Consider the following 21328-nt stretch of genomic DNA (forward strand, 5'->3'; position numbering starts at 1 on the left):
ACTTCTTGACGTTTTCATCAGCAGCGCCTCGTCTCTGGATCAATGGCCGGCCTTGGCAACCCCTGTTGTCCGGCGGAACTGCCAGCATAGCTGAAAACGGCAATTCCGGTGAGTGCAGGCATGTCTCTTGCGAGCAGCGGATAGAGCTTTTCTTTTATCTTTTCTATACGTTTCCGATTAGAAACATGCTAGTGTATTCGGCTGCTCAAACGGCAGATAAAAAAACGTATGGAACAGGGACAATATTTCAACCGGCACAGGGAGTATCCATGAAAAGCGTTAAGAAAACAGAAGACAACAGCATGCTGCAAAAACGCCGCGCACTGCTGACCGGCGGCCTGGCGGCAGGGCTGGCGGCGACGGCGCTGCCGTCGGAACTGCTGGCCAAGGACAGCAAGGCCGCGGGCCTGGCCCTGGACCGCGCCAAGTGGGGCGCGCGCAACCATCGGCAGCTGCAAGCGCTGCTGGCGCGCAACGGCAACAGCAGCGCCGGCTACAATCCCAAGCGCCGGCCTTACGCGGTATTCGACTGGGACAACACCAGCATCATGAACGATACCGAAGAGGCATTGCTCATGTACCAGATCAACACCCTGTCGTTCAAGCTGAGCCCGCAGGAAATGGGCGCCATCATCCGCCAGAACGTGCCGGCCGGGCCGTTCGCCGCCGACTTCAAGAACGCTGCCGGCAAGGCCGTCGAACTGGAAGCCATCTGCAGCGATATCGATGACGACTACCAGTACCTGTACGACAATTATGAAAAACTGAAGGGCGGCAAGAAGCTGGAAGAAATCCGCGAAACCGCCCAGTTCCAGGATTTCCGCGCCAAGCTGTATTACTTGTACGAAGCCGTCAACGAGACTTACGGTGTGAACGTCGGTTATCCGTGGGTGATCTATTTCTTCACCAACATGTCGGTGGCCGAAGTGCAGCAGCTGGCTGAAGCTTCCAACGACCACAACCTGGGCCTGGGGCTGGTCAAGACCAAGTACACCAGCCCGGCGGCGCAGCCCGGCCAGGCAGGCGTCGTCAGCGTGACGCACTTCCACGGGATCCGCCTGTGCACCGAGATCGCAACCTTGATGAATGCATTCGAGCAAAGCGGGATCGACGTCTACGTCAGCTCAGCCTCGCTGGAAGACGTGGTGGCAGTGTTTGCGACAACGCCGAAATACGGCTACAACGTCAAGCGCGAGCACGTGCTCGGGCTGCGCCTGGAAACCGCCAACGGCGTCTTCGTCAACCGCTATAAAGCCGGCTGGCCGCTCAACTGGGGCCCGGGAAAAACCGAAGTCATCAAGAAAGAACTGGTCGCGGCCAAGGGTTACGGCCCGGTCTTCGTCGCCGGCGACAGCGATGGCGACTACGACATGCTGCGCGATTTCGCCGACACCCAGCTGGGCGTGATCGTCAACCGCATGAAGAAAGGCAAGATCGGCGACCTCTCGAAGCTGGCCGCCGAGCAGATCCCGGCCAAGTCGCCGCGTTTCCTGCTGCAAGGCCGCAACGAGCAGACCGGCAACTGGATGCCGTCGGAAGCCAGCATCAAGTACGGCAAGACCGGCGAAACGCTGCTCGGCTGAGCCTGTTGCACGCCGGCTGCCAGCAGGCAGGCAGCCGGCTCCTGCAGTCATTCCCCATATCGAACCACCCGGCCGCTGCCTTGGCGCGGCCGATGCACCCGTTTTCCATCAACACCCGCAATAACCAGATAGGCATTTATGAAGAGATTACTGAAAACCGTACTTGTATTGTGTTCCATGCTCGCGTCCTGCGCATTCGCCAAGGATGACGACGCGCCGAGGAAAATCACCATCGGCCTGATCGCCACCACCACCGCGGAAGATACCCAGAAACGCTGGCAGCCGGTGCTTGACGATTTCGCGAAATATACAAAAATGGAAGTCCGCGCGGTGGTGTCCACCAACTACAGCGATATCCTGGCCGGCCTCAAATCCAACACCATCCAGGTCGCCTGGCTGAGCAGCAAGATCGCGCTGGAAGCGGTGGAAGACAACCAGTCGACCATCTTTGCGCAGATGGTCAAGAAAGACGGTTCGCACGGCTATAACTCGGTACTGATCACGCCGGCCAAGAGCCCGCTCAAATCGTTCGACGACATCGTGGCCAACAAGGGCGTCTACACCTTCTACGACGGCGACAAGAGCTCGACCTCGGGTTACCTGGTGCCGGCTTATTACGCCTTCGCCAAGAACAAGGTGGAGCCGGAACGGCTGTTCAAGACCATTACGGTCGGCAACCACAAGAAGAACCTGCAGGCGGTGATCGCCGGCCAGGTCGACGTCGCCACCAACAATACCGAGGAACTGGACCGTTTGAAAAAAGAATCGCCGGAGCAGTTCAGCAAGCTGCGGGTGATCTGGTCGTCGCCCCTGATTCCCAATGATCCGCTGCTGTACCGCAAGGACCTGCCGGCCGCGTCCAAGGCCAGGATCGAAGAGTTCTTCGTCACCTACGGCAAGCCGAAAAATCCGGCCAGCCAGCCCGACGTCCTGCAGAACATCCTCGACCTGTCCGGCTTCCAGCATTCCACCGACGCCCAGCTCAAGCCGATCGCCGACCTCACCATGTTCGGCCTGCTGCGCAACAACATGTACGACAGCAAACTGAGCACGGCGCAAAAGCAGAAAGCCTTTGAAGAAATTACCGCACGTTTCGGCAAGCTGAGCATGGCGCTGGAAATGGCGCGCATACGGTAAACCCGTGCCGGCGCAGCCTGCGCGGTCAGGCTGTCGCCATGTTATCCGGGAAATACAGGCTGAAACGGATCAGCCCTTCGCCCGAACAGGCGACATCCGCGCTGCCGCCATGCACCAGCATGATGGCGCGCACGATGGCCAGGCCCAGGCCGTTCGATTCGGTATATTCGCTGCGCGACTTGTCGCCGCGGTAAAAACGGTCGAACAGCCGTTCCAGCTGCTCCGGCGGAATCGGATCGCCCTGGTTCTCCACCTCGACATGCACTCCCTTCGCCTGCGGCCGGCTGCTGAGCCGCACCGTACTGCCGGGCACCGCATAACGCACCGCATTCACCACCAGGTTGCTGACCGCGCGCCGCCACATCACCGGGCTGGCCTGCACCTTGCCGCTGGCGTCGACCTCGAGCCGGATGCCGCGCTCTTCGGCCACGCCTTCAAAATAATCGGCAATCTTGTGCAGCTCGTCGGCCAGCACCAGCGGCGTTTTTTCCACCGCCAGCCCGGCGTGGTCGGCATGCGCCAGGAACAGGATGTTTTCAACGATCCGGCTCAGGCGCTCCAGCTCCTCGAGGTTCGATTCCAGCACCTGCTGGTATTCGGCGGCGCTGCGCGCCTGTCCGAGGGTGACCTGGGTCTGCCCCATCAATGCCCCGATCGGCGTGCGTATCTCGTGCGCCAGGTCGGCGGAAAACTGCGACAGATGTTCGTAGCCGTCGGCCAGCCGGTCCAGCATTGCATTGAATGACGCCGCCAGCCGCCGCAGTTCCTGCGGCGCGTCTTCTTCCCGCAGGCGTATCGCGATATTGGTCGGGCTGACTTCGGCGGCGCGGCCGGCCATCGCCGTCAGCGGCAGGAAACCGCGCTTGAGCACCAGGAACCCCAGCAGCGCCGCCAGCAGCACCGACACCGCCGCCGCTGCCATCACTTGCCAGTAATAGCGCGCCAGGATATGCGACTCCTGGGTCATCACATGGGCGCCGGTAATCATGACCACGGTGCCGTCGCCGCCGACGTCGGCCAGCGCCGATACCCAGCGCACCCGCACGCCGTCGGCGCGCACGCCCGCGTGCAGCTGCGCCAGCGTCAGCGGCTGGCCCAGGCTTTGCGGCGTCATTGGCGGCGGCGTCATGTTGTCGGGATTGACGCGTACGAACGGCGCCTGGCCCGGATAAGCGAACATCAGCACATCCTGTTCGCTGCCCAGCATGGTTTCAAACAGGGTCGGCCGGTCTTCCATCTGCTTGACGTTGTACAGGTCATGCAGCAGGTGGCGGAAATGCTCGACCTTGCCGATCAGGGAATAGTCGGCGCGGGTTTCCAGCGCCTGCCGGGTCGACGAATACAGGTACATGCCGAGGATGCTGACGATCGCGTAGGCGATCAGCGCGAACAGGAAAGTCACGCGCGCCGTCAGCGACTGCCTGCGCCAGGCGTTCATGGATCTTCCGCAAACATGTAGCCGATGCTGCGTACCGTGTGTATCAGTTTATGCTCGAAGGGATTGTCGATCTTGGCGCGCAGGCGCTTGATGGCGACATCGACCACATTGGTGTCGCTGTCGAAATTCATGTCCCATACCTCTGACGCGATGACGGTGCGCGACAGCGGCTCGCCCTTGCGCTTGACCAGCAAGTGCAGCAGCAGGAATTCCTTGTTGGTCAGCACGATGTCGATGCCCTGGCGCGTGACCTTGCGCCGCAGCAGGTCGAGCTGGAGGTCGGCGACCTGGAAAAAATCCAGCTCATGCGACTCGCGCACCACGCCGCGCCGCAACAGGGTGCGGATGCGCAGCAGCAGTTCGGTAAACGAAAACGGCTTGACCAGGTAATCGTCGGCGCCCAGTTCAAGGCCGCGGATGCGGTCGTTGACGTGGTCGCGCGCGGTCAGGAAGATCACCGGCAAATCGCGCTTGGCGCGCAAGGCGCCCATGATTTTCCAGCCGTCGGTGCCGGGCAGCATGACGTCCAGCACCACCAGCTCGTAGCTGTTTTCCAGCGCCATGTGCAGGCCGTCGCTGCCGTTGCGGACCAGGTCGACCGCATAGCCGGATTCGCGCAAGCCTTTCTTGAGGTAAGCGCCGGTCTTGGGATCGTCTTCGATGACGAGGATGGACATGCTGGGCCTGGGTTTTAACCTGTGATGGAAACACGCTCCATTCTATCAATTCGCCCGCCGCGAATAATGACAATATTGTCATTCATATGTCACCGATAAGACACTGCAGCGGTCCTAGACTGGGATTCCCAGCAACCACCGAGACCGTTTTCATGAAAACCACACAACTTCTGCGCCGGCTTGTTCCTGTATTGGCGGCATCCGCTTTCCTGGCCTACGGCGGCATCGCCGCCGCCCAAACCGCTGCGCCGGTGGTGCGGGTGCGCGCCACCATCGACAAGGTCAATCCCGACAGCCTCGAAGTCAGCACCAAGGCCGGCAAGAAACAGACCTTGAAACTGGCGCCGGACCTGATGCTGTTCTCGGTCAGCCATGCGGCGATCACCGATATCAAATCCGACAGCTTCATCGGCAGCGCCGCCGTGCCGCTGCCCGACGGCAGCCTGAAAGCGCTGGAAGTGCATGTATTCCCGGCCGGGATGAAGGTCGGCGAAGGCCATTACGCCTGGGACCTGGGCAAGAAGAGCAGCATGACCAACGGCACCGTCGGCGATGTGGTGGTGACCAGCGGCCGCACCATCACGGTCAAGTACCCGGATGGCGAAAAGAAGATCGTGGTGCCGCCTGACGTCCCTATCGTCAGCCTCAACAAGGGTGACCGCAGCCTGCTGGTGGCTGGCGCGCACGGCGTGTTTTTTGTCAGCAAGGCTGCCGACGGCAGCGATGTTGTCGGCCGCGCCACGGTTGGCGTCGATGGCGTAGTGCCGCCGATGTAATGCCGTTTGCGGACGGCCGGTATGTGCGAAATACCACACTGGCTGTCCGCGGCGATTCTTGACAAGGTATTTCCATGGCGACTGCTGACCAACCTCGCGCCCGCGCGCGCATCATCCATCCGTTGCTGGTGCGCGTGGTCCACTGGATCAACGCCTTCGCCATCGTCTGCATGGTGATGAGCGGCTGGGCAATCTACAACGCCTCGCCGCTGTTCGGCTTCGATTTCCCGCGCTGGGCCACGCTCGGCGGCTGGCTCGGCGGCGCGATTGCCTGGCACCTGGCGGCGATGTGGCTGCTGGTGGCGAACGGCTTGATCTATGTCGGCTACGGTTTCCTGGCCGGCCATTTCCGCCGCCATTTCCTGCCGCTGCGGCCGCGCGACCTGCTGCGCGATGCCAAGGATGCGCTGGCTTTCAGGCTGGCGCACCAGCCTGGCATCTACAACGCCGTGCAGCGCCTGATGTACATCGTCGTGCTGCTGCTCGGCGTGCTGGTGGTGGCGTCCGGCCTGTCGATCTGGAAGCCGGTGCAGCTGGACGGCCTGGCCAGCCTGCTCGGCGGCTACGATACCGCGCGCCGCGTGCACTTTATCGCGATGGCCGGCATCGTGGCGTTCGTCATGGTGCACCTGGCGCTGGTGCTGATCGTGCCGAGCACCCTGCTGCCGATGCTGACCGGGCGGGCGCCGCGCCACGCACATGACAAGACCTCGAAACAGGAGCAGCAGGCATGAGCGACAAGAAAAAGAACCTGCCGAAGAATAGCGAACTGCAGCCCGAGCTGGTGCAGCTGCAGCGCCGCCTGTTCCTGCGTTCGGGCCTGTCGCTGGGGGCGCTGTCGCTGCTGTCCGGCTGCAACCTGCAGGATGGCGACCAGGTCGACAAGGTATTGTGGGCGATGTCGCGCTGGAACGACCGGGTGCAAGCCATGCTGTTCCGCCCCAGCCACCTGGCGCCGACTTATCCGGCCAGCATGATCACCAAGCCGTTCCCGTTCAACGCATTCTACGACGCCGATTCGGCGCCGGAAATCGATGGCGATACCTACAAGCTGGAAGTTTCCGGCCTGGTGCGCGACAAGCGCAGCTGGAACCTGGCGCAGCTGCGCGCCCTGCCGCAAGCGTCGCAGATCACGCGCCATATCTGCATCGAAGGCTGGAGCGCCATCGGCCAGTGGAGCGGCGTGCCGTTCCGCACCTTCCTCGCCCACATCGGCGCCGATACGACGGCGAAGTATGTCGGCTTCAAATGCGCCGACCGCTATTACTCCAGCATCGACATGGCCACCGCCTTGCATCCGCAGACCATCCTGGCGCTGGATTTCGGCCAGGAGCCGCTGCCGACGGAATACGGCTATCCGCTGAAACTGCGGGTGCCGACCAAGCTGGGTTTCAAGAATCCCAAGCATATCGCCGCCATCTTCGTCACCAATGACAACCCGGGCGGTTATTGGGAAGACCAGGGCTACAACTGGTTCAGCGGGTCCTGAACCGGCATCCCGGGTTCATTCTCCGCGTTCGCTGCAGCATGGGCAGCCGCGATGCTGGCCCATCAGGTGCGGCGTGCCGGCGTCTTCGTTCCGGTCCAGCGTCTGCATGAACGCAGCCAGCAGTTTTTCCATGCTGGCCAGGCGGTCAGCCGGGGTCATGGAACCAGGCTGGTTTTCCTGATCCGCCGTTGCTGCCAGCCACGGTGCGACGACCTTCCTTGCGTTGGCGTTCATTGTTTTTCCTCTTGGCCGTAAAACTTCTCGCAGATCTTGATCCGCTCACGCCCCTGTTCCTTGCGCCAGCGGTTGGTGTCGCGCAGCGAGTAGACGCAGCCGCAATATTCCTGCTGGTAGAAATTCTCGCGCTTGGAGATTTCGATCATGCGCGCCGATCCGCCCTGCTTGCGCCAGTTGTAGTCCCAATAGGTGATGCCGGGATAATGCGCCGCCGCGCGCGCGCCGCAACCGTTGATCTGCGCCATGTCCTTCCAGCGCGAAATCCCGAGCGAGCTGCTGATCACCGGGAAGCCGTGTTCGTAGGCGTACAGCGCGCTGCGCTCAAAGCGCATGTCGAAACACATGGTGCAGCGCTTGCCGCGCTCCGGTTCGTCTTCCATGCCCTGGGCGCGAGCGAACCAGTTGTCGAGGTCGTAGTCGGCATCGATGAACGGTATGCCGTGCTGCTCGGCGAAGCGGATGTTTTCATCCTTGCGCAACGCGTATTCGCGTTGCGGGTGGATATTCGGATTGTAGAAATAGATCGAGAAATCGATCTCGCTGGCGAGCAGGGCTTCCATCACTTCGCCCGAGCAGGGCGCGCAGCAGGAATGCAATAACAGCTTGTGGTGGCCGCCCGGCAGGACGAGTTTCTGGCGTTGGGTCATGGTCGGCATCAGGAAATGCGGCTGCCAGGGGCGAGGCAGCGCTTCTTGCCGAGTGTCTCGATTCGCACCGGCGGCGTCAAGCGACAAACTCTCAAGTTTGCATGAGCCAAATTCATACAGCCGGCCACGCGTCCAGCCGAGCCAGGCCGGCGTGCGCCTTGCCAAGGTTCTCAACGATGCTTCAGGCAACGCCACGGCCGCGGGCGCTGCCGTCCTGGTATCGCCGTTTGCCGGGAAAAAATGAAATATACGCCCTGGTCGCCGGACGGCGACCAGGGCAGCGCTGCCTATGCAATCAAACCGCGTTTCGCCAGCATCGGCTCCACCTTCGGATCGCGGCTGCGGAAGGCGCGGAACGCCAGCGCCGGATCCTGCTTGTTGCCGGAGCTGTAGATGTAGCGCCGCAGGCGCTCGGCGATTTTCTGCTCGAACGGATCGCCGGCTTCGATGAAGGCGTCGTAGGCGTCGGCATCCAGCACTTCGGCCCACATGTACACGTAATAACCCGCCGCGTAATCCGGGCCGCTGAACAGATGCTGGAAGTGCGACAGGTAATGGCGCTGGCCGATATCCTGCGGCACTCCCAGCAGCGCGCACTGCTGGGCTTCGAAGGCAGCGATGTCGACCTTGCTGCCGTTCGGCAGCGAGTGCAGCGCCATGTCGATCAGGGCCGGGCCGGCGTACATGATGGTGGACCAGGCCTGGTCGAACTGGCGCGCGCGCTTCAGCTTTTCCAGCAAGGCCGGAGGCATCGCCGCGCCGCTCTGGTAATGGCGGGCATGGCGCTGCAGCACCACTTCTTCCTCAGCCCAGTTCTCGAAAATCTGCGACGGCAATTCGACGTAATCCTGCAGCACCTGGGTGCCGGCCAAGCGCTCGTATTTCACTTGCGACAGCAAGCCGTGCAAGCCATGGCCGAATTCGTGGAACAAGGTGCGGACGTCGTCGAAACTCAGCAGCGTGACATCCGCCTTGGCGAAATTATTGTTGTTGATGACCACCGGCAGCGTGCCGCCGTTGTGGCCGGACTGGCTGCGGAAGATGTGCATCCAGGCGCCGCTGCGCTTGCTGGCGCGCGCATAGTTGTCGCCGATGAACAAGCCGATCAGCGCATTGTCGCGGTTGCGCACTTCCCACAGGCGGGCGTCGGCGTGATGCAGCGCGACCCCGTGCTGCTCGACAAAGCTGAGGCCGAACAGGCGCTGGGCGCAGTCGAACATGGCGCCGATCATGTTTTCCAGCGCGAAGTACGGCTTCAGTTCGGCGTCGTCGAGATCGTAGCGCGCCTGCCGCACTTTCTCGGCCAGGTAACGCCAGTCCCAGGCCGCGATCGGCGTCGGCTGGCCCAGGCTGCGCGCCATCTCGGTCAGCGCCGCGCGGTCGTCCTCGGCTTTCTTCTTGGCTGGCTCCCATACCTTGCCGAGCAAGGCTGACACGGCTTCCGGCTTGCCGGCCATGCGGTCGACCAGCTGGTAGTCGGCATAGGTCGGATAACCGTGCAGCTGCGCCTGTTCCTGGCGCAGCGCCATGATTTCGGCGGCCACCGGCCGGTTGTCGTGGACGCCGTCATGGGCGCCGCGCGCGACCCGGCCGCGCCAGACCGCTTCGCGCAGGTCGCGCCGGTCCGAGAATGTCAGGAACGGTTCGGCCAGCGAGGGCGACAGCGTGATCACATGGCTGCCGGCCGGCAAGCCGCGCTGCTGCGCCGCCTCCTGGGCCGAAGCGCGCAAGAATTCAGGCAGGCCGGCCAGCGCGGCTTCGTCTTCCAGCGCCAGCGAAAAACCGGATTCGTCGGCCAGCACGTTTTGCGTGAACGCGGTGCTCAAGGCGGCCAGCCGTTCAGTCAATGCGCTGTAGCGCGCCCGCGACGCCGGCGGCAGGTTGGCGCCGGCGCGCACGAAATCCAGGTGCACGCGCTCCAGCAGGCGCAGCTGTTCAGGATCCAGGTCAAGTTCGGCGCGGCGCGCGTACAGTGCGGCGATGCGCGCGAACAGGCCGGCATGCAGGTAGATCGCATTCCTGTGCGCGGCCAGGCGCGGCGCCAGTTCGACTTCCACCGCTTGCAGGGCAGGCGAAGTTTCGCTCGCGGTCAGGTTTTCGAACAGCAGGCTGATGCGGCTGTTCAGGCGGCCCGAAGCGTCGAAGGCGGCCAGCGTATTGGCGAACGTCGGCGCCGCGGATTCGGCGGCAATGGCGTCGATCTCGGCCAGGTGCGCGGGCAGCGCGGCTGCAAACGCGGGGACGAAATGTTCCGCCTTTACCAGGTCGAAAGGCGGCAGTCCGTATGGGGTATTCCAGTCTTGCAACAGCGGGTTGATGGCGGTCATGGCAACTAGCATCCTGGCTAACGAAGAGAACGCTATTGTATAGCGCCGCGCTGATTCTCAACGCGACGCTGCGATAGTTGGCCGGCAGCGGCCGGGTATCGATTGGGTATTTCCGCCGCTTGAATTATACTGTACATACATACAGTATAATTTGCGTGGAGAGATGTGATGATCGTTGTCAGAAGACCGGAGCTTGACGCCATGACTGCCAGATTGAAAGCCGCTATCGCAGCCATCGTGACGCGCCATCGCAATGCCGACGCGCTGCTGACCTGGTCATTGATGCATCAGATCGAAAACGAAGCCATTGCAGCGCTGGCGCAACTGGAAGATGTCGAGCTGGCGCAGATCAATATGCTGCGCGCCTACCCGGTCGCCTATCCGCGCACCGACGATCCGGTCAATTTCGGCAACGCCAACCGGGTGCCGGTGGTTTTTTCGCTGATCTACAACGAATACCGGCGCTCGCACTAAGCCACTAAGCGCCGCCGTTACGGCTTACAGGCCGAGCTCGCTCAGTCCCGGATGATCGTCGGGACGGCGCCCCAGCGGCCAGTGGTATTTGCGCTCCGATTCCTTGATCGGCAGGTCGTTGATGCTGGCATAACGCCGGTGCATCAGGCCATGTTCATCGAACTCCCAATTCTCGTTGCCGTAGGAGCGGAACCAGTTGCCGGCCGCATCGTGGGACTCGTAGGCGAAACGCACGGCGATCCGGTTGCCGTCGAAAGCCCACAACTCCTTGATCAGGCGGTAATCCAGCTCGCGCTCCCATTTGCGGGTCAGGAATTGCACGACCTGCTCCCGTCCCTGCGGGAATTCATGGCGGTTGCGCCAGATAGTGTCGACGGTATACGCCAGCGACACACGCTGCGGATCGCGGCTGTTCCAGCCGTCCTCCGCCATCCTCACCTTCTGTATCGCGGTCTCGCGGGTGAAGGGCGGGAACGGCGGACGGGCTTCGCTGGCTTGGCTCATGGTAAGGCTCCTGGGTCGATGGATGGAAGGCTGCGGCAGGCGCTGGCTGCGGACAAGCCAATACTCTACGCAATATTCCGCCGGCCCGCTGGCGGCCGGTTTACGGGGTGGCAAAGCGCAGCACAGCGATAAGGGATAAAGTGTCGCCTGGCATTTTCAAAGGCATTGCAAGATGGAACAAGCACAACCCGGCACACTCAGCCCCGGCCTGGTGATCATGATGTCGGTCGCTACCGGCGTCGCGGTGGCCAGCAACTATTACGCGCAGCCGCTGCTGCATACCATTGCCGCCCGCTTCGGCATTTCCAACGGCAGCGCCGGCCTGATCGTGACCGTGGCCCAGCTCGGTTATGCGCTGGGCCTGATGCTGCTGGTGCCGCTGGCCGACATCCTGGAACGGAAGAAACTGATCGTCATCATGACCCTGCTGTCCGCCTGCGGGCTGCTGATCACCGCCACCGCGCAGAGCATGGCGTTCGTCCTGCTTGGGACCGCGCTGACCGGATTGTTTTCCGTGGTGTCGCAGGTGCTGGTGCCGTTTGCCGCGACCCTGGCGGCGCCGCAGGAACGCGGCAAGGTGGTCGGCCATGTGATGACCGGCCTGCTGCTGGGCATCCTGCTGGCGCGCACCGTGGCCGGCTACCTGTCGGCGCTGGGCGGCTGGCAGACCGTGTACTGGTTCGGCGCGGCGCTGATGATCGTGACGGCGATCGCGCTGGGACGCGCCCTGCCGCGCCACCATCAATCGCAAAGCTTGAGCTATCCGCGTTTGCTGGCGTCGATCCTGACCTTGTTCGTAGCGGAGCCGGTGCTGCGCATCCGCGCCCTGCTGGGTGCGATCATCTTCGCCGTGTTCAGCGTGCTGTGGACCTCGATTTCCTTTTTGCTGGCGGCTGAGCCTTTCCATTATTCCGACGGCACCATCGGCCTGTTCGGCCTGGTCGGCGCCTCCGGCGCCATGGCTGCCTCGCACGCCGGGCGGCTGGCGGACCGCGGCCATGCCGGCCGTTCGACTTCCATCGGCCTGGCGCTGCTGTTGCTGTCGTGGCTGCCGCTGGTGTTCGCCAAGAGCTCGCTGACCGGCCTGATCGTCGGCATCCTGCTGCTGGACCTGATGGTGCAGGCTATCCACGTCACCAACCTGAGCGTGATCAATCACCTGCATCCCGAATCGAGGAACCGCCTGACCGCCGGCTACATGACTTGCTACTTCATCGGCGGCGCCTGCGGTTCGGTGCTGTCGACCTCGATGTACGGCTACGCCGGCTGGTTCGGCGTGTCGATGACAGGCGCCGGATTAAGCGCGGCCGGCCTGGCCATCTGGCTGCTGGCCGAGCGCAAGGGCAAGCCTGCGCCGGCGCATTAGGAGCTGCCGGCAGCAGGCTCCCGGTCACGGACGCTGCAACTCGGGATACAGCGCCATCAGCTGCATCGCCACGCCGTTGGTCCAGCCGAAGCCATCCTGCAAAGCGTATTCGCCGCCGCCGGCCGCGGCGCCGCTGGCGGTCACGTCGTATTTTTCCACCAGCTTGCCGCTGCCGGCATAAACCTGCTGCACCTTGCCCATCCAGCGCGCAGCGATATCGCGCGCCAGGGCGTGCATGCCGTAACGGTTCAAGCCGTCCACCGCAATCCATTGCAGCGGCGCCCAGCCGTTGGGGGCATCCCACTGCTGGCCGCTGTCGACCGGCGTGGCGACAATGCCATACGGCTTGAGCAGCTCCTTGCCGGTCCAGCGCGCTACACGCGCGGCTTGCGCCGGCTCGGCGATGCCGGTGAACAGGGGATAGAGCGTGGCGGCGCCGGGGCGCGCGGTCGGCTGCCGTTTGACCCACTGGTAGTCGACGTAGTAGCCGGCCGATTCATCCCACAGGTACTTTTGCACCGCGCTGCGCCGGCGTTCGGCGCGCTGCCTGAAATCGCTGCTGCAAGCAAGGTCTCGGACCCGTTCGCAGCCAAGGCGGATCGCGTTTTCCAGGCCATACAGCAAACTGTTGAGGTCGACCGGCAGGATGGCGGTAGTCTCGATGGCGGCAAGCGTCTTGCCGTCGGCGAACCAGCGGCTGCTGAAATCCCAGCCGCTTTCGGCGCCGGCGCGCACATCGCGGTAAACCTCGGCAGCCTGGCGGCCGCTTTGCCGGGCCAGCTTGACGTCCTCGGCATACGATTCGTCGCGCGGCGCTGCGCGGTCATCGTAGTAGCGGTTCAGCAGGCTGCCGTCGGCCAGCGCCACTACCCGCCGGTATGCCGCGCCAGGCTTGAGATCGTGTTCGCCATCCATCCAGAAGCCGTACTCGCGCCGCAGCTGCGGCAGGTAGCGCGCATAGGCGCCGGCTTCGTCGCCGCTCGACAGCAGGCCGACCATCTTGTAGTAGAACGGCGGCTGCGAGCGGCTCAGGTAATAACTGCGGTTGCCGTTCGGGATGTGGCCGTAGCGGTCGATCAGGCTGGAAAAATTGTCGACCATCGCTCGCATCAGCTGCGGCTTGCCGTTCTGCAGCAGGCCCAGCATGGTGAAGTAGGAATCCCAGTAATACACTTCGCGGAAGCGTCCGCCCGGCACCACATAAGGCTGCGGCAAAGGCAGCAGCGAAGAGGCCGCGCCGGCCGGCGCCGGCTGCTGGGTCAGGTGCGGCCACAGGCCGGCTATATGCTGCTGCAGCGACTGGCTGCGGTCGCTGGTGTAGGCGTCCGCATTGTCTTTCGGCAGGTCAAAATGCTGGCGGACAAAATCCGCCAAGGTAAAACCAGGCTGGTTCCTTGCACGCTTGTATTCCGCCTCGATGACAGCTGGCCGACCTTTCGGCAAGGCGTCGGCAAAGGTCTTGCCGTCGCTGAAAACATGGCCCAGCTGCACCGCGGCAAACAGTTGCGGATACAGCTCGGACGGCGGCGCCGGATATGCGGTGACGGCGGCATGGCGGCCGGCTGGCGCATCGGCGCGCGACGGCGCGGCAAAAGCGAGGCTGGCGGCTAGCGCCACGAGCGCCAGGCGCACACGGCGCTGCGGCATTACAGCTAAATAAAAAGACATGTCTCGGCTCCATCATCTCTGGTCAAGGCAGAGATGATGGTAACGCAGTCGAGCAGGCCGATCCGTTTATGCGGTTTCTTCCGCCAGGATTTCGGTCAGCAGTTTCTTGATCTCGGGGACGCAGGATCCGCAATTGCTGCCCGCCTTCAGGCAAGCGGTCACCTGCGCTACAGTGTTCATCCCCTCTGCGCGAACCGCCGTGCAGATGGTGTTGCGGCCGACGCCAAAACACGAGCATACGGTAGGGCCGGTATCGGCGCCCTTCGCTATCGGCTGGCCCAGCAGCAGGCCGACCCTGTCGGCGTCTTCCAGCCGGTCCTTGGCGAACAGGCTGGCCAGCCAGGCGCGCGACGGCAGGTCGGGCCGCGGCGACAGGAACACGCAGGCGTCGATGCGGTCGTCCACCACGTGCACGGCGCGATAGATGCCGGCGCTGGCATCCTGGTATTCCAGCCAGTCGGCGTCGGCAACGTCGACATCCAGCAAGCCGGCGGCCCAGGCGCCGTGATCGGCGATCGGGCTGCGGCCGGCCAGCTCGTAACGGTTGAAGCGCCGGCCCTGGATCCTTGTCCAGTGGGTGACGTCGTCGAGCATCGGCAGCCTGCGGCTCAGCACAAAACCGTACCAGGCCACGCGAAATTCTTCGACCAGCACCGGCGTGTGCTTGAATTCCGGTTCACCCGAAACCGGATCGACCACCGGATTGACCAGCGCGCCCACCCGCGCATCCGAAGCCGATTGCCCGTTCCAGTGGATGGGCACAAAAATGCTGCCGCGCGCGATGCCGCCGCCATGCTGCACCCGCGCCACCATCGACCCCCAGCGGCTGGCCACGCGCGCCAGCATGCCTTCGCGCACGCCATACAGCAAAGCGTCCTGCGGATGCATGTCGACAAAAGATTCCGGCACGTGGTCGGCCAGCTTGGGCGACTTGCCGGTGCGTGTCATGGTGTGCCACTGGTCGCGCACGCGGCCGGTATTCAGGCTCAGCGGATATTCGCTGTCGGTGGCGTGGCGCGGCGCCCTTGGCACGGTGGCGACAAAGCGCGCCTTGCCGTCGGCATGGGCAAACCGGCCGTCGGCGAACAGCCGCGCCGTACCCTGTTTTTCGCCGGAGGCTGTAGTGACGATCGGCCATTGCACCGGCTGCAAAGCATCGAAGGCAGCCTGGCCGAGGCCGCTCAGGCCGGCCAGGTTGAACATCCGGCGCAGGCCGAAAGCGTCGCCGTTGCGGAAAGCGCTGAGGCGCGCGTGCTCGTCGAACACCTGGTGCGCCGCGCTGAAATCGAAACCTGCGTAGCCCATGCGCTGCGCCACCTGGCACAGGATCTGCCAATCGGCGCGCGCCTCGCCCGGCGCCGGCAGGAAAGCGCGCTGGCGCGAGATGCGGCGTTCCGAACTGGTGACCGTGCCATCCTTCTCGCCCCAGCCCATGGCCGGCAGCAAGACATGGGCAAAGGCATTGGTGTCGGTTTTTTCGATGATGTCGGACACCACCACCAGCTCGCACTTGGCGAGCGCACGCTGCACCTGGTCGGCATCCGGCAGGCTGACCACCGGGTTGGTGGCGATGATCCACACCGCCTTGACGCGGCCGGCCTCGATTGCCTGGAACAGGTCGACTGCCTTCAGCCCCGGCCGCTCCGCCATGCGCGGCGCCTGCCAGAAATCCTGCACGGTCTGCCGATGCCGGGGATTGTCAAGCTCCATGTGCGCCGCCAGCATGTTCGCCAGGCCGCCGACTTCGCGGCCGCCCATGGCGTTCGGCTGGCCGGTGATCGAGAACGGTCCCATGCCTTCCTTGCCGATGCGTCCGGTCAGCAAATGGCAATTGATGATGCTGTTGACCTTGTCGGTGCCGGACGACGATTGGTTGACGCCTTGCGAAAAGGCGGTGACCACTTTTTCATTCGCCGCGAACCATTCGTAGAAAGTCAGCAAGTCTTGCGGATCGAGCTTGCAGCTTTTTGCCACCGCGGCGAGGTCGGCGCAATCGGCTTCGGCCGCTTCCAGCGCGGCGGCCAGGCCGTTGGTGTGCGCTTCGACGAAACCGGCGTCGGCGGCATCGTGGCGCGCCAGGAAACTGAGCAGGCCGTTGAACAGCCAGACATCGCTGCCGGCCTTGAGCGGCAGGTGCAGGTCGGCCAGCTCGCACGTCGCGGTGCGGCGCGGATCGATCACCACCAGCTTCATCTGCGGCCGCGTTTCCTTGATCCTGGCGATACGCTGGAACAGGATCGGATGGCACCAGGCAGTGTTGGAGCCGACCAGCACCACCAGGTCAGCCAGCTCCAGGTCCTCATAACAGACCGGCACCAGGTCGGCGCCGAACGCGCGCTTGTGGCCGGCTACCGCGGACGACATGCACAAGCGCGAATTGGTATCGATATTGGCGCTGCCGATGTAGCCCTTCATCAGCTTGTTGGCGATGTAATAGTCTTCCGTCAGCAACTGGCCGGAGACATACAGAGCGACAGCGTCCGGCCCGTGCTGCTCCACGATCGAACGGAACCCGTGCGCGACCTTGTCCAGCGCTGCATCCCAGGATACGCGCTGCATGGACTGCCGGCCATCGTTCTCGACCAGCATCTGCGGATGCAGCAAACGCCCTTCCAGGTCGACCGTCTCGCCCAGCGCCGAACCTTTGACGCACAGCCGGCCCGCATTCGAGGCATGGCTTTCATCGCCGGCGATGTCGACCTGGCCATCGCCGCCCACGGTGGCGCGCACGCCGCAGCCGACGCCGCAGTATGGGCAGGTGGTCAGCGTGCCGTGCTGCCTGGCGGCCAGCTGGCCGGCGGCAAGCAGGGGAAAAGTCGGGACCTGGTTCATCGGCGCTCCGTTCAGGCAGCCTGGGCGCACAGCGCCTGGCCGAACAGCAACTGGCTGCGCAGCGCCGAAATATCGGTGCGGCGCTGGATCATCTCGAAATACCAGGGACCGTCCTTGACGTCGCCGTACAGCACCGCGCCGACGATATGCGGACCGTTGATCACCAGCCGCTTGTAGACGCCGCGGCGCGGATCGCGCAGCACCAGGTCTTCGCTGCCTTCGCCGCCGATGAAGTCGCCGGCGGAATACAGGTCGACGCCGGTGACCTTGAGCTTGGTGGCGGTGGCTTGCTGCACATAGCGCCGGTGGCCGGCGCCGGCGAGGTGGGCGCCGCACACGCGCGCCTGGTCCCAGATCGGCGCCACCAGCCCGAAAGTGGCCATGCGGTGCTGCACGCATTCGCCTACCGCATAGATGCGCGGATCGTAGGTCTGCAAAGTATCGTCGACCACGATTGCGCGTTCGCAATGCAGCCCGGCCTGCTGCGCCAGTTCGATATTGGGGCGGACGCCGACGGTCATCACCACCAGGTCGGCCGGGATTTCCGTGCCGTCCTTGAAGCGTACGGCGGTAACCTGTCCGGCGCCGACGATTTCAGCGGTCTGAGCGTTCAGTAAAAAACGCAGGCCCTTCTGTTCCAGCGCTTTCTTCAGCAGGATCGCCGCCGACTTGTCCAGCTGCCTTTCCATCAGGCTGTCCATGACATGCACCACCGTCACATCCATGCCTTGCCGCAGCAGGCCGTTGGCCGCTTCCAGCCCGAGCAGGCCGCCGCCGATCACCACCGCGTGCCGGTGATCGCGCGCCGCCGCCAGCATGGTTTCGACATCCTGGATATCGCGGAAAGCGATCACGCCCGGCAACTGGTGTCCCGGCACCGGGATGATGAAAGGCTTGGAGCCGGTCGCCAGCAGCAAGCGGTCGTAACGCAGTTCGACGCCTGCGCGCGAACGGACGATGCGGCGCTGGCGGTCTATGCCCGTCACCGGATCGCCGGCATGCAGCGTGATGCCGTGCTGCCGGTACCACTCTGGCGTGTTGAGCATGATGTCATCCATGCTCTTGTCGCCCGCCAGCAGCGGCGACAGCAGGATGCGGTTGTAATTGCCGTGCGGCTCGGCGCCGAACACGGTGATGTCGTACAGGTCCGGCGCCAGCTTGAGCAGCTCTTCGACCGTGCGCATGCCGGCCATGCCGTTGCCGATCACCGCCAGCGCCGGTTTCTTGCTTACCGATGGCGCGCCGGCTGTCATGCCGCGATCCAGACCTGGCCGTCGCCGATGCGGGCCGGATAGGCGCTCACCGAGTGTTCCGGCGCTTCCAGGCATTCGCCGGTTTGCAGGTCGAAATGATGCTTGTAGATGGGCGAAGCGACCACGATGCGTTCTCCCAGGCTGCCGACCAGGCCGCGCGACAGCACCGCCGCTTCGGCGTTGGGATCGTAGTTGCCGATGGCGAACACGCGCTGCTCGCCGTCGAGGACATGGAACACGGCAATCTGCTCGCCGTTGACCAGCGCGCAGACGCCGGTATTCGGCACGATCTGGTCCAGCCGGCAGACGGCGGTCCATTGCTTGCTTTGGCGGTCATTGTGCATCTGGTTTCCTTTAAACGGTTTCGACGACGACCGGAATGCTGATGCGCTTGCGCTCGGTCACCGTGGCCGGGCGGATCTGGCCGCGCTCTTCCACGAACACCACATTGCTGTCGGCCTGGTCGCTGTTGACGAAATGCTGGAAGCGCTTGCGCGTTTCGGCGTCGGTCACGGCTTTTTTCCATTCGCATTCGTAGGTGTCGACCACGTGCTGCATGTCGGCTTCCAGTTCGGCTGCGATGTTCAGCTTGTCCTGCACCACCACCTGCTTCAGGTAGTCGAGCCCGCCTTCCAGGTTGTCGCGCCAGACGCTGGTGCGCTGCAGGCGGTCGGCGGTGCGGATGTAGAACATCAGGAAGCGGTCTATGGTCTGGATCAAGGTCGCCCGGTCCAGGTCCGAGGCCAGCAGCTCCGCATGGCGCGGCTTCATGCCGCCGTTGCCGCACACATACAGGTTCCAGCCTTTTTCGGTGGCGATGATGCCGACATCCTTGCCCTGCGCCTCGGCGCATTCGCGGGTGCAGCCGGAGACGCCGAACTTGATCTTGTGCGGCGCGCGCAAACCCTTGTAGCGGTTCTCCAGCGCAATCGCCAGGCCGACGCTGTCATCCACGCCGTAGCGGCACCAGGTCGAGCCGACGCAGGATTTGACGGTGCGCAGCGATTTGCCGTAGGCGTGGCCGGATTCGAAACCGGCCGCGATCAACTCTTCCCAGATCAGCGGCAGCTGTTCGACACGGGCGCCGAACAGGTCGACCCGCTGGCCGCCGGTGATCTTGGTGTACAAGCCGTATTTCTTGGCGACCTGGCCGACCGCGATCAAACCGTCAGGCGTGACCTCGCCGCCGGCCATGCGCGGCACCACCGAATAAGTGCCGTCTTTCTGGATATTGCCGAGGAAATAATCGTTGGAATCCTGCAGGTTGGCGTGTTCTTTTTTCAGCACGAAGTCGTTCCAGCAGGAAGCCAGGATGCTGGCCGCGACCGGCTTGCAGATATCGCAGCCCAGGCCTTTACCGTGCTGTTCCAGCAAGGCGCCGAAGGTCTTGATCTGGCCTACCTTTATCAGGTGGAACAGCTCCTGGCGCGAATACGGAAAATGTTCGCAGACATGGTTGTTGACCGCCATGCCCTGTTTCTTCATCTCGGCCTTCATGATCTGCGTCACCAGCGCCACGCAGCCGCCGCAGGATGTGCCGGCCTTGGTGCAGCTCTTCAGCGCGCCGATGCTGGTGGCGCCGCCGCCCACGGCTGCGCACAGGTCGCCTTTCGATACATTGTTGCAGGAGCAGATCTGCGCCGTGTCCGGCAAGGCATCGACCCCGAGCCCCACCCTGGCCTGGCCGTCGGCCTGCGGCAGGATCAGGAATTCCGGCGAGGCCGGCAACTCGATGCGGTTGAGCATCATCTGCAGCAGCGTGCCGTATTCGCTGGCGTCGCCCACCATGACGCCGCCCAGCAGGTATTTGCCGCATTCCGACACCACGATCTTCTTGTAGATCTGCTTGCGTTCGTCGGTGAATTGATAAGAACGGCTGCCCGCTTCCTTGCCGTGCGGATCGCCGATGCTGGCGACATCGACGCCCATCAGCTTGAGCTTGGTGCTCATGTCGGCGCCGTTGAATTCAGGCACCGCGGTGCTGCCGCCTGCCGCCAGCATGTGCTTGGCAGCGATGCGCGCCATGTCGTAGCCCGGCGCCACCAGGCCGAATATGCGGCCGTTCCACAGCGCGCATTCGCCGATGGCGTAGATGTCCGGATCGGAGCTGCGGCAGCTGTTGTCGATCACGATGCCGCCGCGCTCGCCGACCTTCAGTCCGCTGTCGCGCGCCAGTTCGTCGCGCGGCCGGATGCCGGCCGAAAACACGATCATGTCGGTGTCGAGATGGGTGCCGTCGTCGAAATTCATGCGGTGCGTGCCGCTTTTGCCGTCGACGATTTCCAGCGTGTTCTTCTGGGTATGCGCAGTGACGCCCAGCTCTTCGATTTTCTGGCGCAGGATGCGGCCGCCGCTTTCATCCACCTGCACCGCCATCAGGCGCGGCGCGAATTCGACCACATGGGTTTCCAGCTGCATGTCGCGCAAGGCCTTGGCGCATTCCAGCCCCAGCAGGCCGCCGCCGATCACGACGCCGCTGCGCGAGCGCTTGCCGCATTCCAGCATCGCTTCCAGGTCTTCGATGGTGCGATAGACAAAACAATCCTTGCGCTGGTTGCCGGCCAGGGTCGGCACAAACGGATAGGAGCCGGTAGCGATCACCAGCTTGTCGTAAGGCAGCGTGTGGCTGACGCCGTCCAGGTTGAACGTGACGGTCTTGGCGGCGCTGTCGATCTGCTGCGCCTTGGCGTTCAGCTTCAAGTCGATCCTGGTGCGCTCGAAAAATCCGGGCGCCACCAGCGATAGGTCTTGCGCCGATTTGCCGGAAAAGAACGCCGACAGGTGGACCCGGTCGTATGCAGGACGCGGCTCTTCGCACAATACCGTGACCTCGATATCCGGCGCGCCGGCGTCGACCAGGCATTCCAGGAATTTGTGGCCGACCATGCCGTGACCGATGACGATGATTTTCATGGTGCTT

At 63.5% G+C, this 21328-nt stretch carries 18 protein-coding genes; 7 read left to right on the forward strand and 11 right to left on the reverse strand.

What is annotated here, in order from left to right; genetic code table 11:
- Positions 1 to 269: 269 nt before the first annotated feature.
- Complete coding sequence (locus tag V8G57_RS19335) at positions 270 to 1583, forward strand: haloacid dehalogenase-like hydrolase (protein WP_425458308.1); 1314 nt, start codon at positions 270 to 272, stop codon at positions 1581 to 1583.
- Between the two features lie 138 nt (positions 1584 to 1721).
- Entirely contained in the window at positions 1722 to 2720 is a 999-nt protein-coding gene (gene phnD, locus V8G57_RS19340) for a phosphate/phosphite/phosphonate ABC transporter substrate-binding protein (protein ID WP_092400004.1), read from the forward strand.
- Between the two features lie 25 nt (positions 2721 to 2745).
- Here the strand turns inward: phnD and V8G57_RS19345 are convergent, their stop codons facing one another.
- Together V8G57_RS19345 and V8G57_RS19350 are read right to left on the reverse strand one after the other, a co-directional pair.
- Positions 2746 to 4158 (reverse strand): heavy metal sensor histidine kinase, encoded by a 1413-nt coding sequence (locus V8G57_RS19345; protein ID WP_342830735.1) that lies wholly within the window; start codon positions 4156 to 4158, stop codon positions 2746 to 2748.
- Positions 4155 to 4835 (reverse strand): heavy metal response regulator transcription factor, encoded by a 681-nt coding sequence (locus V8G57_RS19350; protein ID WP_092400008.1) that lies wholly within the window; start codon positions 4833 to 4835, stop codon positions 4155 to 4157. The genes V8G57_RS19345 and V8G57_RS19350 overlap by 4 nt, the downstream gene beginning before the upstream one ends.
- Before the next feature lie 152 nt (positions 4836 to 4987).
- On the opposite strand from V8G57_RS19350, the gene V8G57_RS19355 reads away from it, so the two are divergent.
- From V8G57_RS19355 to V8G57_RS19365, 3 genes are all read left to right on the forward strand, one after another.
- Complete coding sequence (locus V8G57_RS19355) at positions 4988 to 5611, forward strand: hypothetical protein (RefSeq protein WP_092400010.1); 624 nt, start codon at positions 4988 to 4990, stop codon at positions 5609 to 5611.
- A gap of 74 nt (positions 5612 to 5685) precedes the next feature.
- Positions 5686 to 6345, forward strand: coding sequence for a cytochrome b/b6 domain-containing protein (locus tag V8G57_RS19360; RefSeq protein WP_342830736.1), 660 nt, complete (start codon positions 5686 to 5688; stop codon positions 6343 to 6345).
- Entirely contained in the window at positions 6342 to 7100 is a 759-nt protein-coding gene (locus tag V8G57_RS19365; protein WP_092400014.1) for a molybdopterin-dependent oxidoreductase, read from the forward strand. Before V8G57_RS19360 ends, V8G57_RS19365 begins: the two co-directional genes overlap by 4 nt.
- A 15-nt stretch (positions 7101 to 7115) precedes the next feature.
- On the opposite strand, the gene V8G57_RS19370 is transcribed toward V8G57_RS19365, so the two are convergent.
- The 3 genes from V8G57_RS19370 to V8G57_RS19380 all read right to left on the reverse strand — a co-directional run bounded on the left by V8G57_RS19370 (position 7116) and on the right by V8G57_RS19380 (position 10311).
- Positions 7116 to 7334 (reverse strand): hypothetical protein, encoded by a 219-nt coding sequence (locus V8G57_RS19370; protein WP_342830737.1) that lies wholly within the window; start codon positions 7332 to 7334, stop codon positions 7116 to 7118.
- Positions 7331 to 7993: an epoxyqueuosine reductase QueH gene (locus V8G57_RS19375; RefSeq protein ID WP_217647620.1), complete on the reverse strand. Its 663-nt coding sequence runs from the start codon at positions 7991 to 7993 to the stop codon at positions 7331 to 7333. Before V8G57_RS19375 ends, V8G57_RS19370 begins: the two co-directional genes overlap by 4 nt.
- 278 nt (positions 7994 to 8271) lie before the next feature.
- The gene (locus tag V8G57_RS19380) at positions 8272 to 10311 is read right to left on the reverse strand and encodes a M3 family metallopeptidase (RefSeq protein ID WP_342830738.1); all 2040 of its coding nucleotides are present in this window, start codon (positions 10309 to 10311) and stop codon (positions 8272 to 8274) included.
- Positions 10312 to 10512: 201 nt separating this feature from the next.
- Here V8G57_RS19380 and V8G57_RS19385 point away from each other — a divergent pair, with 201 nt between their 5' ends.
- Entirely contained in the window at positions 10513 to 10785 is a 273-nt protein-coding gene (locus V8G57_RS19385) for a DUF2471 family protein (protein ID WP_092400020.1), read from the forward strand.
- A 24-nt stretch (positions 10786 to 10809) separates the two neighbouring features.
- On the opposite strand, the gene V8G57_RS19390 is transcribed toward V8G57_RS19385, so the two are convergent.
- A complete protein-coding gene (locus V8G57_RS19390; protein ID WP_092400022.1) occupies positions 10810 to 11289 on the reverse strand; it encodes a nuclear transport factor 2 family protein in 480 nt (159 codons plus the stop codon).
- A gap of 172 nt (positions 11290 to 11461) precedes the next feature.
- Here V8G57_RS19390 and V8G57_RS19395 point away from each other — a divergent pair, with 172 nt between their 5' ends.
- Complete coding sequence (locus V8G57_RS19395; protein WP_342830739.1) at positions 11462 to 12655, forward strand: MFS transporter; 1194 nt, start codon at positions 11462 to 11464, stop codon at positions 12653 to 12655.
- 24 nt (positions 12656 to 12679) lie between these two features.
- On the opposite strand, the gene treF is transcribed toward V8G57_RS19395, so the two are convergent.
- The 5 genes from treF to nirB form a co-directional block, all read right to left on the reverse strand.
- On the reverse strand, positions 12680 to 14323 hold the full coding sequence (treF, locus tag V8G57_RS19400) for an alpha,alpha-trehalase TreF (protein WP_342830740.1): 1644 nt from the start codon (positions 14321 to 14323) through the stop codon (positions 12680 to 12682).
- 66 nt (positions 14324 to 14389) lie between these two features.
- Positions 14390 to 17155: a molybdopterin-dependent oxidoreductase gene (locus V8G57_RS19405; RefSeq protein WP_342830741.1), complete on the reverse strand. Its 2766-nt coding sequence runs from the start codon at positions 17153 to 17155 to the stop codon at positions 14390 to 14392.
- A gap of 11 nt (positions 17156 to 17166) precedes the next feature.
- A complete protein-coding gene (locus V8G57_RS19410; RefSeq protein WP_092400028.1) occupies positions 17167 to 18408 on the reverse strand; it encodes an NAD(P)/FAD-dependent oxidoreductase in 1242 nt (413 codons plus the stop codon).
- The gene (nirD, locus tag V8G57_RS19415) at positions 18405 to 18752 is read right to left on the reverse strand and encodes a nitrite reductase small subunit NirD (protein ID WP_092400030.1); all 348 of its coding nucleotides are present in this window, start codon (positions 18750 to 18752) and stop codon (positions 18405 to 18407) included. The genes V8G57_RS19410 and nirD overlap by 4 nt, the downstream gene beginning before the upstream one ends.
- A 10-nt stretch (positions 18753 to 18762) precedes the next feature.
- Positions 18763 to 21321, reverse strand: a complete 2559-nt coding sequence (gene nirB / locus V8G57_RS19420) for a nitrite reductase large subunit NirB (RefSeq protein WP_342830742.1) — start codon at positions 21319 to 21321, stop codon at positions 18763 to 18765.
- Positions 21322 to 21328: the final 7 nt, after the last annotated feature.

It is taken from the genome of Collimonas rhizosphaerae (assembly GCF_038896935.1).
In the GTDB taxonomy this organism is placed as follows: domain Bacteria; phylum Pseudomonadota; class Gammaproteobacteria; order Burkholderiales; family Burkholderiaceae_D; genus Collimonas; species Collimonas rhizosphaerae.